Source organism: Enterobacter sp. E1 (genome assembly GCF_016809815.1).
GTDB lineage: Bacteria > Pseudomonadota > Gammaproteobacteria > Enterobacterales > Enterobacteriaceae > Enterobacter > Enterobacter adelaidei.
Genome location: NZ_JAFBJM010000004.1, coordinates 296,089 through 308,822, shown reverse-complemented (window position 1 = coordinate 308,822; position 12,734 = coordinate 296,089). Strand labels below are relative to the sequence as shown.

The following is a 12,734-nucleotide window of genomic DNA, read 5'->3' as shown; positions in this document are numbered from 1 at the left end:
GTCATGAAGTCCTTAGCCGATTTCGAATTTAATAAAGTGCCGCTTTGCGATGGCATGATCCTGATTTCGGAGATGATCCGTGACGATTTTACGTCGCAGTATGTCTACGATGAGCTGGAAAATCTGGTCAGCCTGGCGCGTGAAGAGATCAATCAGGCGCGTCCGCAGGACTGGCAATTAGAGAAGCTTCTGGAACTTTTCTACGGCGAATGGGGTTTCTGCGACACGCGTGGCGTGTATCGCCTGTCTGACGCATTATGGCTGGATCAGGTCTTAAAAAATCGTCAGGGCAGCGCCGTTGCGCTGGGCTCTATTTTGCTGTGGGTCGCACACCGTCTGGATATTCCACTGGTGCCGGTCATTTTCCCGACGCAGATGATCCTGCGTGCCGAGTGGCTGGATGGTGAGATGTGGCTCATTAATCCGTTTAACGGCGACACGCTGGATGAGCATACGCTGGACGTCTGGCTGAAAGGCAATATCAGCCCGGTGGCCGAGCTTTTTAACGAAGATCTCGACGAGGCGGATAACTCAGAAGTGATCCGCAAGCTGCTGGATACACTGAAATCAGCGCTGATGGAAGAGCGTCAGATGGAACTGGCTTTGCGTGCCAGTGAAGTGCTGCTGCAGTTTAATCCGGAAGATCCGTATGAAATTCGCGACCGTGGGCTTATTTATGCTCAGCTCGATTGTGAACACGTCGCGCTGAATGATTTGAGTTATTTCGTGGAACAATGTCCGGAAGATCCGATTAGCGAAATGATTCGCGCGCAGATCAACGCGATCTCGCACAAACAAATTACACTGCATTAATCTTAACTCCGATTCACACCTGAATAAGGCGATCCTATGAAACAAAAAGTGGTTAGCATTGGTGATATCAACGTGGCAAACGACCTGCCGTTCGTGCTGTTTGGCGGTATGAACGTGCTGGAATCCCGCGATCTCGCTATGCGTATCTGCGAACACTACGTGACTGTGACCCAGAAACTGGGTATCCCGTACGTGTTTAAAGCCTCTTTTGACAAAGCCAACCGCTCCTCCATCAACTCTTACCGTGGCCCGGGCCTGGAAGAGGGAATGAAAATTTTCCAGGAGCTGAAACAGACCTTTGGCGTGAAAGTGATCACCGACGTGCATGAAGCCGCTCAGGCGCAGCCTGTGGCCGATGTGGTAGATGTTATCCAACTGCCGGCGTTCCTGGCTCGCCAGACTGACCTGGTTGCCGCGATGGCGAAAACCGGTGCGGTGATCAACGTGAAGAAACCACAGTTCGTGAGCCCGGGTCAGATGGGCAACATCGTCGATAAGTTTATCGAAGGTGGCAACGACAAAGTTATTCTGTGCGATCGTGGTTCAAACTTCGGTTACGACAACCTCGTTGTGGATATGCTGGGCTTCAGCGTGATGAAGAACGTCTCTAATCAGTCTCCGGTGATCTTCGACGTGACGCACGCACTGCAGTGCCGTGATCCGTTTGGTGCAGCGTCCGGCGGCCGCCGTGCCCAGGTTACCGAGCTGGCGCGCGCCGGTATGGCAACCGGCCTGGCGGGTCTGTTTATCGAAGCGCACCCGGATCCGGCTAACGCGAAATGTGACGGTCCATCCGCGCTGCCGCTGGATAAGCTCGAGCCGTTCCTGAAACAGATCAAAGCGATTGACGATCTGGTGAAGAGCTTCGACGAGCTGGATACCAGCAACTAATAAAAAAACCCGCTTCGGCGGGTTTTTTTATGGGGCATATTGCCGGGTGGCGCTTCGCTTGCAGGGCAAAAAGGCTACGCAAATATCGTCATCAGATACGCAATAAACAAGGCCATATGCGCCGCACCGTTCAGCACGTTGGTGCGTCCCGTCGAGAACGAAATCTGACACAACAACAGTGATGCCACCATCACGATCATCTCTGGCGCACCCAGCGCAAACTGCAGCTCATTACCGGTCATAAAGGCAATCAGCGTCACCACTGGTACGGTAAGCGAAATCGTCGCCAGCACGGAGCCGAAGAACAGGTTCATTGCGCGTTGCACCTGATTATTCAGTACCGCTTTCAGCGCGCCCAGTCCTTCAGGGGACAGAATCAACAGCGCTACCAGGAAGCCGGTAAAGGCCACCGGCGCGTTCAACTCGGTTAACAGCGTCTCCAGCGAATTGGCGTTCATCTTGGTGACCGCGATAACCGCAATCAGATGCACGATCAGCCAAACCGTGTGCCACGCGCTGCTGTGGGCCGACGGTTTACCGTGATGCGGGTCGTCATCGTCGCTGTCGTCTTCATGCTCATACACAAACAGACTCTGGTGCGTTTTGGTCTGAATCAGCAGGAATACGCCGTACATGGCCGCGGAAATCAGCGCAACCAACAATGCCTGACCGGTGGAAAAGTTCGCGCCCGGCAGCGCCATCGGGAACACCAGCACGATAATCGCCAGCGGGAAGAGGGCAATCAGATACTGTTTAATGCCGAACAGGTTCATATACTGGGTCGCGAATTTACGACCACCCAGTAACAGCGAGAAGCCCACCAGACCGCCCGTCACAATCATAATGATTGAGTAGAGCGTATCGCGCATCAGCGTCGGTGCGGCATCACCGGTCGCCATCAGCGCAGAGATCAGGCTAACTTCGAGGATAACAACGGAAAGACTAAGAATTAACGAACCGTACGGCTCGCCCAGACGGTGGGCTAATACGTCGGCATGGCGAACGACGCTAAAGGCGCTGGTTAAAATACCAACCAGAGCAAGAATATTGATACCAACCACCACTGGCAGTGACTGACTGCTTCCCCAGAAGAGCAGCACAGCCAGTGCCAGAACCGGGAAAATGAGTGACGTCTCCTTGTGGCGGGTCTTTACCGCCTCGTGTGTTGCTGTCATGTGCTTCTCCATCAATGCAGGTGCTTGTAATTATAGATAGATTTTTGAGGTCATTAAACTAACAGATCTCTGTTAAATACCCTTTATTTTTTACTTAATTTTACCATTTGTCATAATTTTTGTTTCTTGATGGGTAAAATGCAGAGTCTTTGTTTATTAGTCATTAAATAACAATGTATTAAAAATATAATATCCTCATAAATTATTGCCGGGTGGCACCATACCATATCGTCGTCCACACTTATCTCTTTAGCCAAAAGAGAGGTCAGTGATGCCCTATAAAACGAAACGCGAATTACCCGATAACGTGCAAAACGTGCTGCCCGCCCACGCGCAGGATATCTACAAAGAAGCGTTTAACAGCGCATGGGATCAATACAAAGATAAGGACGATCGCCGGGATGATGCCAGCCGTGAAGAGACGGCGCACAAAGTCGCCTGGGCCGCCATAAAACATGAATATCAGAAAGGAGACGACGATAAATGGCATAAAAAGAAATAGCCGTGAAATAATTCGCTGCCTTCATTTTGACTTTTCAGGCGGTTGAACTTCCGTTGTATTGCAACTGGTCCGCTAATTGCTTATCGTTATTTGACTGCTGGCAAAATGACCAGCACCTAAGGCCGGGAAGGCGAATTACAGATGTCGCAAGGAAGCATGCAGTGGCGGAGGTGTAAAGTGTTAACGCGTGATTTCTTAATGAAGGCAGATTGTAAGACGGCATTTGGTGCTATTGAGGAATCGCTTCTCTGGTCGGCTGAACAACGTGCGGCGTCACTCGCTGCCACGCTTGCCTGCCGCCCGGATGATGGCCCGGTATGGATTTTTGGCTACGGCTCTCTCATGTGGAACCCGGCTCTGGAATTTGTCGAATCGGCAACGGGAACGCTGCCGGGCTGGCACCGCGCATTTTGCCTGCGTCTGACGGCCGGGCGTGGCAGTGCGTGTCAACCTGGGCGCATGCTTGCACTGAAAGAGGGCGGACGCACCACGGGCGTGGCTTATCGCCTCCCGGATGCCACGCTGGAAGAGGAGCTCACGCTGCTCTGGAAGCGCGAGATGATTACCGGCTGCTATATGCCGAGCTGGTGCAAGCTGGAACTGGACGACGGACGTACCGTCAATGCGCTGGTCTTTATTATGGACCCGCGCCATCCGCTGTATGAAGCGGATACCCGTACGCAGGTGATAGCCCCGCTGATTGCTGCCGCCAGTGGCCCGTTGGGTACTAATGCGCAATATCTCTTCTCTCTTGATGACGAGCTGACTCGCCTCGGTATGAAGGACGACTGTCTGAACGAACTGGTGGTGAGGGTAAAGGCTCTGCTGGAAGGAAACCCGCTTAACAGCTCGCTGCGACCGGGTTTTGCCTGAGAATACGCCCGGCTCGCCGGGCGTTTAATGTTATGCTGCTACGTAGCTGACAGAATGCTCCAGTGACTGACTGTGGCTGTCGATCAGCACATCCCACGTGCCGGTATAGGGCACCGTAAGCCAGGCTTTATCATCCTGCACGGTCAGAATATCTGCCTGCGATTGTTTTTGTGCTTTTGAACTCATCAGATGAATACGGCAGCGCTCTGAACAACGAACCACTACCGTATCCCCGCCAAACAGTTTCAAACTTGTTTTTACCAGTGCCATTTTTTACCCCGTAGTCTTAAACAACGCTCTCCCTGCTGCCATATCCGAGCGTGATATTGTTCACAATTCACTCATTGCATAACACCAAAGGGGAGGGGCCGGGATGCTGATTTTGATCAAAAAATGGCATAACGATTAAACAAAAATGACAAAATTCCTAAAAATTTCAGCTGGCGCGCGTTTTACCCGCTAAACGCGCGCCGGGATAAAATTAAATGCGGAAATGTCCGGCGGTTTCAGCAAGGTCACCCGCCTGGCTCTGCAGGGCGCCCGCGGCGGCGGCGGATTGCACAACCAGCTCGGCGTTCTGCTGTACCATTCTGTCGAGATGGGTTACCGCATGGTTGATCTCATGGATACCTTTCATCTGCTCGCTGGTGGCGATGGAGATTTCACGCATGATGCCCGAGACGCTGCCGATGCTGGCGCGGATTTCATTCATGCTTTCCCCTGCCAGATGCACGTAACGGGAGCCCGTTGCCACGCTGTCAGTGGTGGAGTCGATGAGCGATTTGATCTCTTTCGCCGCCTGAGCGCTACGGCTTGCCAGATTACGCACCTCTCCTGCCACCACGGCAAACCCACGCCCTTGTTCCCCGGCTCGTGCTGCTTCCACCGAGGCGTTCAACGCCAGAATATTGGTCTGGAAGGCAATGCCGTCAATTACGCTGGTGATATCGCCAATTTTTGCGGATGCCACTTCGATGGACTGCATGGTGCTGATTGCCTGCGATACCACCTCTCCACCGCGCGCCGCGGCCGCTGAGGCTTTGCTCGCCTGGTCGTTGGCTTCTGCTGCAGACTCATTCGACTGCGTCACGGAGGCGGTGATCTGCTCCACGGCACTGGCGGTCTCGCGCAGGCTGGATGCCGCCTGCTCGGTGCGTCCGGAAAGATCCTGGTTACCAGCCGCAATTTCCTGCGCGGCATTTTTTACCGATGCGCTGGCATCACGGAGCTGTACCATGACGACGGAGAGTTTATCGCTGAAGGCGTTAAACGCTTGTGCAATCTGCGCGACTTCGTCTTCACCATCATCCGGCAGGCGCTGTGACAGGTCGTTAGTCCCGTTAGCAATGTTGTGCATCGCGTCGCGGATGTCAGACAGTCGCTTCAGCAGACGGGCAATCAGGAAGTGAACAATAGCGGCGCTCAGCAGAGCCAGGATCACCAGCGAGATAGCCGACGCTTTAAGCAGGGAACGCATGCCGGATGTCGCATCGCCATTGTCGAGGGCGACAACTAACATCCAGTTAGTGCCTGGCACGGCCGTCGCAACAAAGGTTTTTTCTTTGTCATCGAATGTGCCGTCAACCGGATTACCGCTTTTCAGCGCCGCAAAATCGATACCTTTGATCGTCTCGGCAAACGGTTTAAGCGTCAGCGCCGGATCATTGGCAGCAATCACGGTGCCATCGCTGGTCAGAAGTAATCCACTACTTGCCGGGGTCGGATGGATCCCGCGCACGTTAGCGACCACGCTATCCATGGCCACATCGCCTGCTACCACGGCTTTCAGGGTGCCATTTTCTTTCACCGGCACGGCGAACGTCACCACCAGCTTCCCGGTACCGGCATCTACGTAAGGTGCGGTGACGACCGGGGCGTCCTGGCTTACCACCTGCTGATACCAGGGGCGAATGGTCGGGTCATAATCCGCGGGGACGCCCGCTGGGTCAGAGAATTTGGCTGTCTTGCTGGCATAACCAACATAGACGTTGGTGAATCCCCCCGCCTGCGCAAGCTGTTTGAATACCGGAACCGGATCGTCACTCAGCGCCACGGTCTGAGCGGAGGCGATCACCGTCATTTTGCTTTTTACCCAGTCGGCAATCGCCATGTTATGGCTGGCGCTGGTGCTGGTCAGGATATCGCGCTGTGACTGCTGGTTATCCTGACGCGTGACCTGGAAGTTGATAACGGTATTAAGGAGAAGGGCGACGACCAGACAGCCTGCCGTCGCGGCGATGATGCGTGCACGAATCGATCTGAACATAAGTGAAATACCTGCTGTGTTGTTTCCATGCCTATCGGCAACCTTGCAGGTAAACTTGATGCTGAAACCGCGTCCATAAGAAAATAATATTTTTACGGGTTTATTATTAAAAAGTTAATACTTTATCGGCGGACAGCGTCCACTCGGCCAGCTCAACCAGCGTACCAATCTCTACACCATCAATCAGCGGCAGCCCGGTAATGCCGCGGCCGTCGGTGCAGGTCTTGCACAGCTTCACCGGCACATTTTGCGCGGTGAGGATCTCCAGCATTTGCTGAATGTTGTAGCCTTCTGCAGGTTTCTGTCCCTTCAGCCCGGCAGTGACCGCGTCCGACATTAAAAAGAGCCGTAACTCCAGTTCGCTCTCTTTATCGCGGAGTGCGATAGCCAGACGCAGGCTGTTAAAAAGGGATTCGCTGCCGTAAGCCGCACCGTTGGCGATGATCACTATCTTCTGCATGTTGACTCCTGTTCTTAAAAAGGCACGAATAATATAGGGTTTACCAAGTTTACGCCGTCTACAGCCGACAATAAACTTCAGGATATTCCTGAAATTTCCCGTAAGGCTGCAATTCTTTCTTAATAGCGTTAAGGTAAGAGCGTCTTTAACAAAACCCAGGCGCTAAACCCGACGTTGATGGCTGTATCGTCCTGCATTCGCTTTCTGTTATTACTCCCCCTTCTTACGGCGGGAGCCGTTCACGGTGCCCCGAATTCCTTTATGCATCAGGCAGAAAATCCCTTTGATAACAACGGGGATAGTTTGCCCGATCTCGGTATGTCCCCCCCAACTGGCGAGGGAGAAAAACACCTGGCCGAAATGGCAAAAGCGTTTGGTGAAGCCAGTATGACCGATAACGGTCTGACCACGGGCGAGCAGGCGCGCCAGTTTGCGTTTGGTCAGGTACGTGATGCGGTGAGTGGGGAAGTGAACCAGCAGATTGAATCCTGGCTCTCCCCGTGGGGTAACGCCAGCGTAAACTTGCTGGTGAATGACGAAGGTAAATTTAACGGCAGTAGCGGGAGCTGGTTTATCCCCTGGAATGATAACAACCGTTACCTGAGCTGGAGCCAGTTTGGCGTGACGCAGCAGACGGATGGCCTGGTCAGTAACGCCGGGGTAGGTCAGCGCTGGATCGCCGGCAAGTGGTTGCTGGGCTACAACACGTTTTACGATAACCTGCTGGATGAAAACCTGCAGCGTGCCGGGCTGGGCGCGGAAGCGTGGGGCGAAAATCTGCGTCTGTCTGCTAACTACTATCAGCCGTTTGCCAGCTGGCGTGACAGCTCGGACGTTCAGGAGCAGCGCATGGCGCGTGGGTATGATGTCACCGCCAAAGCCTGGTTGCCGTGGTTCCATCATCTGAACACCAGCGTTAGCTTCGAGCAATATTTTGGCGATAACGTCGACCTGTTCAACACCGGAACCGGCTATCACAACCCTGTCGCGGTAAATCTGGGGCTCAACTATACCCCTGTTCCGCTGGTCACATTGACGGCCGCCCATAAGCAGGGAGAGAGTGGCGTCAGTCAAAATAATCTCGGACTGAAGCTTAACTATCGCTTCGGCGTACCGCTTATAAAGCAGATCTCTGCCGGAGAAGTCGCCGCCACGCGCTCCCTGCGCGGGAGCCGCTACGACTCGCCGGAGCGGGACAACCTGCCGGTTATGGAGTTCCGCCAGCGCAAAACGTTATCAGTGTATCTGGCGACGCCACCGTGGGATCTGAAAGGGGGCGAGACCGTGATGCTGAAGCTACAAATTCGCAGCACGCATGGTATTCGTCAGATCCACTGGCAGGGTGATACCCAGGCATTGAGCCTGACATCACCGGCGAACAGCAACAGCGGCGATGGCTGGAGTGTGATTATGCCTGCCTGGGATAGCCGGGAAGGGGCAACTAACCGCTGGCACTTGTCGGCAGTGGTAGACGATGAGAAAGGCCAGCGCGTCTCTTCCAATGAGATCACGCTTATCGTGGTGCAACCGCTGGTCGCATTACCCAACGATGACCCGCGCTGGAGGCTGCTGCCGGATGAGTAATGCTTAAAAAATCCGTTCCTGATGTACCCACACAGCGGCTTCAACGCGGGATTTTAACTTCATTTTCTTCAGCATGTGCTTCACATGTACTTTGACCGTGCTTTCGGTGATATCCAGGCGGCGGGCAATCATCTTGTTTGGCAGACCCTGAGCAATCAGCTTGAGAATGTCGCGCTCGCGTGGCGTTAACTGACTGACGTCGCGATCGGAGGTGGCGCGGTTGGCGCGCAGGCTGGCGGCCAGTACCGGCGTTAATGCTTCGCTCAGCACCATCTCACCTGCGGCAGCCTGTTGCAGCGCTTTAAGCAGATCTTCCGGCTCCATATCTTTCAGCAGATAGCCGTCCGCGCCACGCTTTAGCGCTGTGACCACATCTTCTTCATGGTTCGACACGCTAAAGACCACCACGCGACCGGAAAGGGATTTTTCCCGCAGCTTGTCGAGGGTTTCCAGACCGTTCATGCCGGGCATATTGAGATCAAGCAGGATCAGATCGGGATCAAGCGCTTCGGCAAGCTCAATGCCTTGTTCACCGTTGCTGGCTTCGCCTACGACGGTGATATCGGGTGCCATGCTGACCAGCTGTTTCACGCCAGTACGCAGCATCGGATGGTCGTCGATCAACAGAATTGATGCCGGTTCCTGATTAGTCATGGGTTTCTCCTTGAGCAGTTGTGAGCGGTTTCTCGGGAATAAAGGTGACAACAACTTCCGTGCCACCTGTCTCTCTCCGGCGAACCTGGCAATCACCGCGCAGGCTTTGGGCGCGGTCTCGCATGATGATTAAACCATAGTGGTTAGTTCGTTCGGCATTTTCCGGCACGCCGCGGCCGTTGTCATGAACCGTGAGCCTGACCTGATTAGCGTGCTGGCTGACGGTGACGGTTACCGCCGTCGCGCCGGCATGTTTGAGCACGTTACTCAACGCCTCACGGGCGATCTGCAGTAAATGAATGGCCTGATGCGACGGGACAAACCGTGGCGGTAACTGGTAATCCAGCTTCACCGGGAACCCCAGCCGGGCACTAAATTCGTGACAGCTGGATTCCAGGGCGGGGCGCAGGCCAGGTTCAGTGAGCTGCAGACGGAAAGTGGTCAGCAGTTCACGAAGTTGCACCCAGGAGGTATTCAGTTCGTTGCGGATCTGGCTCAGCAGCTGTTTATTACTTTCCGGCATCTCCGTATCCTGCATTTGCAGGCAGCTCACCTGCATTTTCATACAGGAGAGCGACTGGGCGATGGAGTCGTGAAGCTCGCGGGCGATGGTTGCACGCTCTTCCATGACGATCAGCTGCTGCTGTTTTTCCTGATGACGGTCGAGCGCCAGCGTGGCCGTCAACTGTTCAACCAGCGTATCAACCAGCTGCTGCTGGTCGTGGCTAAGGTGACGACCGGCCGGCAGGGTTGCCAGCAGAATGCCGTACTGGGTGTGGTTGTCCGTCAACCGCCACTTCAGCGTGGTGCCGCTTGACGTCAACGGCGGCAAGCCGCGAGGACAAAGATGGCAACCTTTGTCATCACAGGACATATCGGACTGACAGGTAAATTCCTGGTGGTTATCTTCGTCTTCCACATCATAGACCCGCAACTCCAGGTCGTGAAGCAGGGTCAGATTTTGCAGGCCATTCAGTACCGGCGAGAGACGCTCGCAGAGCGGTACCTGCATATGCAGACGACGGTTGGCTTGCCACAGGAAGGAGAGCATCTCGTTTTTCTGCTCCAGCCCGGCCGTTTTTTCCTGAACGCGCTGCTCCAGCACCGCGTAGCTTTCGGAGAGTTCTGCCGACATGGTATTCAGCGCCTGGCCGAGCATCGCCATCTCGTTGCGCCCGCTAATGTGCGTGCGCTGGGTAAAATCGCGTGCGGTGACGGCGCGGGCCATTGCCAGCAGCTGTTTCCAGGGATTCAGCAGCCGTGCACGGAGCCAGACAATCGTGAAGATGAGTAATAGCCCCATACACAGAGCCATTGCACGGTGCATCATCACTACCCGGTCAATACGCAATTCGGTGGTTTGGTCAAAAGAGGAGACCAGGGCATCAATGCGTGATACGAAACCTGCAACGTCATGCGCAACCGCTTCTGGACTGCGCGCCTGCTTCAGCCCCGGCTGCAGTTGGTTATGCCAGTAACCCTGGAGTGCTTTAAGCTGAGATTGCTGACCGGCGCGAATGGCGGCGTTTTCCAGTTCCGGGCTGAACGCCGTGCGTTCCATTTCATCGATCAGTGGCTGATCGCCCTGCGTCAGAGGAACCGATGCCAGCAGACGGTAACTCTGCATGCGTAGCGAGCCTGCCTCATTGATGGCATGCGCGTTACCCTGTACTCCCTGTACCAGCCAGCCGGAGATCGCCATGCCCGTCACGCCGAGGGCGGTGGACAGCAAAACGATCAGCGCGACCTGATTCACGAGTGTCAGCGGAGATAAACATCTTTTTAACATAGAGTTGCCGTGCTCCTGACGTGGCCTGCTTGCAGGAATGGCGCTATTCTGGTGCATACCCTGGAGTATACCCATACCAATAAAGGATTACTCCCAAATTGCCAACGGAGTAACGGGAAGGGGGTGGGGGTAGCAAGGAAACGTCAGCACCGTGAAAAACCACATCTTTTTTATCGTAATAACCTACTCATTAAGGATGAGGGCTTTTTTTGCACCGCAAATCCTCCCACTTTTCCTTTGATTTATATCAACTTACCGCCGCTCTAAAACCCTAATGTTTGCAGCATCATTCGAGAATCAGAGGTGTCTATGAGTCACTCATCCGCTCCCGAAAGGGAAAATGGTGCCGTTATTACAGACTGGCGTCCAGAGGATCCGGCGTTCTGGCAACAGCGCGGCCATCGTGTAGCAAGCCGGAATCTGTGGATTTCCGTTCCGTGCTTGTTGTTAGCGTTTTGCGTCTGGATGTTGTTTAGTGCGGTGGCGGTAAATCTGCCAAAAGTCGGTTTTACCTTTACAACCGATCAGCTGTTTATGTTGACCGCGCTACCGTCTTTATCCGGCGCATTGCTGCGAGTGCCTTACGCGTTTATGGTTCCGGTGTTTGGCGGCCGTCGCTGGACGGCATTCAGCACCGGTATCATGATCGTGCCATGTGTCTGGCTCGGTTTTGCGGTGCAGGATACGTCTACCCCGTTTAGCGTGTTCGTGATTATCTCCCTGCTGTGTGGCTTTGCGGGTGCGAACTTCGCCTCCAGTATGGCAAACATCAGCTTCTTCTTCCCGAAAGCGAAACAGGGCGGCGCGCTGGGTATTAATGGCGGTCTCGGCAACATGGGCGTGAGCGTGATGCAGTTGATTGCCCCGCTGGCGATCTCTGTCTCCATTTTCGCAGCGTTTGGCGGCGGTGGCGTTGAGCAAGCGGATGGCTCTTCCCTGTATCTGCAAAACGCCTCCTGGATCTGGGTTCCGTTCCTGGTGATCTTCACTCTGGCAGCCTGGTTCTTTATGAACGATCTGTCAGCGTCAAAAGCGTCACTGAGCGAGCAGTTGCCGGTGCTGAAGCGCGGGCATCTGTGGGTAATGGCGCTGCTGTATCTGGCAACGTTCGGTTCGTTTATCGGATTCTCTGCGGGCTTCGCCATGCTGTCGAAAACGCAGTTCCCGGACATTCAGATCCTACAGTTTGCCTTCTTTGGGCCATTTATTGGTGCCCTGGCGCGTTCGCTGGGTGGCATGGTGTCTGACCGTCTGGGCGGGACGCGTGTGACGCTGGTGAACTTTGTGGTAATGGCTGTCTTCTGTGCGCTGCTGTTCCTGACGCTGCCAACTGACGGACAGGGGGGTAACTTCACCGCCTTCTTCGGTGTGTTTATGGTGCTGTTCCTGACTGCCGGGCTGGGCAGCGCTTCTACTTTCCAGATGATTTCCGTGATCTTCCGTAAACTGACCATGGATCGCGTAAAAGCGCAGGGTGGAACCGAAGAGCAGGCGATGCGTGAAGCGGCGACGGACACGGCGGCAGCGCTGGGCTTTATCTCTGCCATCGGCGCAATTGGCGGCTTCTTTATTCCGAAAGCGTTCGGTATCTCTCTTGATCTGACCGGTTCTCCGGCGGGGGCAATGAAAGTATTTCTCGTCTTCTATATCGCCTGCGTTGTGATCACGTGGCTGGTATATGGCCGTAATACTAAGAAAAATAAGTAAGTTTGATTATCCGTTTACGC

At 54.4% G+C, this 12,734-nt stretch carries 12 protein-coding genes; 6 read left to right on the top strand and 6 right to left on the bottom strand.

Annotated features, from left to right (window positions below; translation table 11 throughout):
• The first annotated feature begins 3 nt into the window (after window positions 1-3).
• Window positions 4-813: an invasion regulator SirB1 gene (sirB1, locus tag JGF26_RS13260; protein WP_028018749.1), complete on the top strand. Its 810-nt coding sequence runs from the start codon at window positions 4-6 to the stop codon at window positions 811-813.
• Between the two features lie 36 nt (window positions 814-849).
• Window positions 850-1,704 (top strand): 3-deoxy-8-phosphooctulonate synthase, encoded by an 855-nt coding sequence (kdsA, locus tag JGF26_RS13255; protein ID WP_028018750.1) that lies wholly within the window; start codon window positions 850-852, stop codon window positions 1,702-1,704.
• 74 nt (window positions 1,705-1,778) lie between these two features.
• Here kdsA and chaA read toward each other — a convergent pair whose 3' ends face one another.
• Complete coding sequence (chaA, locus tag JGF26_RS13250; protein ID WP_134708096.1) at window positions 1,779-2,879, bottom strand: sodium-potassium/proton antiporter ChaA; 1,101 nt, start codon at window positions 2,877-2,879, stop codon at window positions 1,779-1,781.
• A 271-nt stretch (window positions 2,880-3,150) separates the two neighbouring features.
• Between chaA and chaB the strand changes: the two genes are divergently transcribed.
• Window positions 3,151-3,381, top strand: a complete 231-nt coding sequence (chaB, locus tag JGF26_RS13245; RefSeq protein WP_134708097.1) for a putative cation transport regulator ChaB — start codon at window positions 3,151-3,153, stop codon at window positions 3,379-3,381.
• A gap of 177 nt (window positions 3,382-3,558) precedes the next feature.
• On the top strand, window positions 3,559-4,254 hold the full coding sequence (locus JGF26_RS13240; protein ID WP_134708212.1) for a gamma-glutamylcyclotransferase: 696 nt from the start codon (window positions 3,559-3,561) through the stop codon (window positions 4,252-4,254).
• Between the two features lie 30 nt (window positions 4,255-4,284).
• On the opposite strand, the gene JGF26_RS13235 is transcribed toward JGF26_RS13240, so the two are convergent.
• The 3 genes from JGF26_RS13235 to JGF26_RS13225 all read right to left on the bottom strand — a co-directional run bounded on the left by JGF26_RS13235 (window position 4,285) and on the right by JGF26_RS13225 (window position 6,980).
• Window positions 4,285-4,524 carry a DUF1883 domain-containing protein gene (locus JGF26_RS13235; protein ID WP_010432930.1) on the bottom strand — a complete coding sequence of 80 codons (240 nt, stop codon included), beginning with the start codon at window positions 4,522-4,524 and terminating at the stop codon, window positions 4,285-4,287.
• 211 nt (window positions 4,525-4,735) lie between these two features.
• A complete protein-coding gene (locus JGF26_RS13230; RefSeq protein ID WP_028018753.1) occupies window positions 4,736-6,520 on the bottom strand; it encodes a methyl-accepting chemotaxis protein in 1,785 nt (594 codons plus the stop codon).
• A 106-nt stretch (window positions 6,521-6,626) separates the two neighbouring features.
• On the bottom strand, window positions 6,627-6,980 hold the full coding sequence (locus JGF26_RS13225) for a DsrE/DsrF/TusD sulfur relay family protein (RefSeq protein WP_049005091.1): 354 nt from the start codon (window positions 6,978-6,980) through the stop codon (window positions 6,627-6,629).
• 177 nt (window positions 6,981-7,157) lie between these two features.
• Between JGF26_RS13225 and JGF26_RS13220 the strand changes: the two genes are divergently transcribed.
• A complete protein-coding gene (locus JGF26_RS13220; protein ID WP_134708098.1) occupies window positions 7,158-8,564 on the top strand; it encodes a YchO/YchP family invasin in 1,407 nt (468 codons plus the stop codon).
• Window positions 8,565-8,567: 3 nt separating this feature from the next.
• Here the strand turns inward: JGF26_RS13220 and narL are convergent, their stop codons facing one another.
• Complete coding sequence (gene narL / locus JGF26_RS13215; RefSeq protein WP_028018756.1) at window positions 8,568-9,218, bottom strand: two-component system response regulator NarL; 651 nt, start codon at window positions 9,216-9,218, stop codon at window positions 8,568-8,570.
• On the bottom strand, window positions 9,211-11,007 hold the full coding sequence (narX, locus tag JGF26_RS13210) for a nitrate/nitrite two-component system sensor histidine kinase NarX (protein WP_134708099.1): 1,797 nt from the start codon (window positions 11,005-11,007) through the stop codon (window positions 9,211-9,213). The genes narL and narX overlap by 8 nt, the downstream gene beginning before the upstream one ends.
• Window positions 11,008-11,316: 309 nt before the next feature.
• Between narX and JGF26_RS13205 the strand changes: the two genes are divergently transcribed.
• Window positions 11,317-12,714, top strand: coding sequence for a NarK family nitrate/nitrite MFS transporter (locus JGF26_RS13205; protein ID WP_049005094.1), 1,398 nt, complete (start codon window positions 11,317-11,319; stop codon window positions 12,712-12,714).
• The last annotated feature ends 20 nt before the right edge of the window (window positions 12,715-12,734 follow it).

Excerpts from the sequence above, each read along its gene's own strand:
- sirB1 (WP_028018749.1), top strand. The coding sequence starts at position 4 with ATGAAGTCCTTAGCCGATTTCGAATTTAATAAAGTGCCGCTTTGCGAT.
- kdsA (WP_028018750.1), top strand. The coding sequence starts at position 850 with ATGAAACAAAAAGTGGTTAGCATTGGTGATATCAACGTGGCAAACGAC.
- chaA (WP_134708096.1), bottom strand. The coding sequence starts at position 2,879 with ATGACAGCAACACACGAGGCGGTAAAGACCCGCCACAAGGAGACGTCA.
- chaB (WP_134708097.1), top strand. The coding sequence starts at position 3,151 with ATGCCCTATAAAACGAAACGCGAATTACCCGATAACGTGCAAAACGTG.
- JGF26_RS13235 (WP_010432930.1), bottom strand. The coding sequence starts at position 4,524 with ATGGCACTGGTAAAAACAAGTTTGAAACTGTTTGGCGGGGATACGGTA.
- JGF26_RS13230 (WP_028018753.1), bottom strand. The coding sequence starts at position 6,520 with ATGTTCAGATCGATTCGTGCACGCATCATCGCCGCGACGGCAGGCTGT.
- JGF26_RS13225 (WP_049005091.1), bottom strand. The coding sequence starts at position 6,980 with ATGCAGAAGATAGTGATCATCGCCAACGGTGCGGCTTACGGCAGCGAA.
- JGF26_RS13220 (WP_134708098.1), top strand. The coding sequence starts at position 7,158 with ATGGCTGTATCGTCCTGCATTCGCTTTCTGTTATTACTCCCCCTTCTT.
- narL (WP_028018756.1), bottom strand. The coding sequence starts at position 9,218 with ATGACTAATCAGGAACCGGCATCAATTCTGTTGATCGACGACCATCCG.
- narX (WP_134708099.1), bottom strand. The coding sequence starts at position 11,007 with ATGTTAAAAAGATGTTTATCTCCGCTGACACTCGTGAATCAGGTCGCG.
- JGF26_RS13205 (WP_049005094.1), top strand. The coding sequence starts at position 11,317 with ATGAGTCACTCATCCGCTCCCGAAAGGGAAAATGGTGCCGTTATTACA.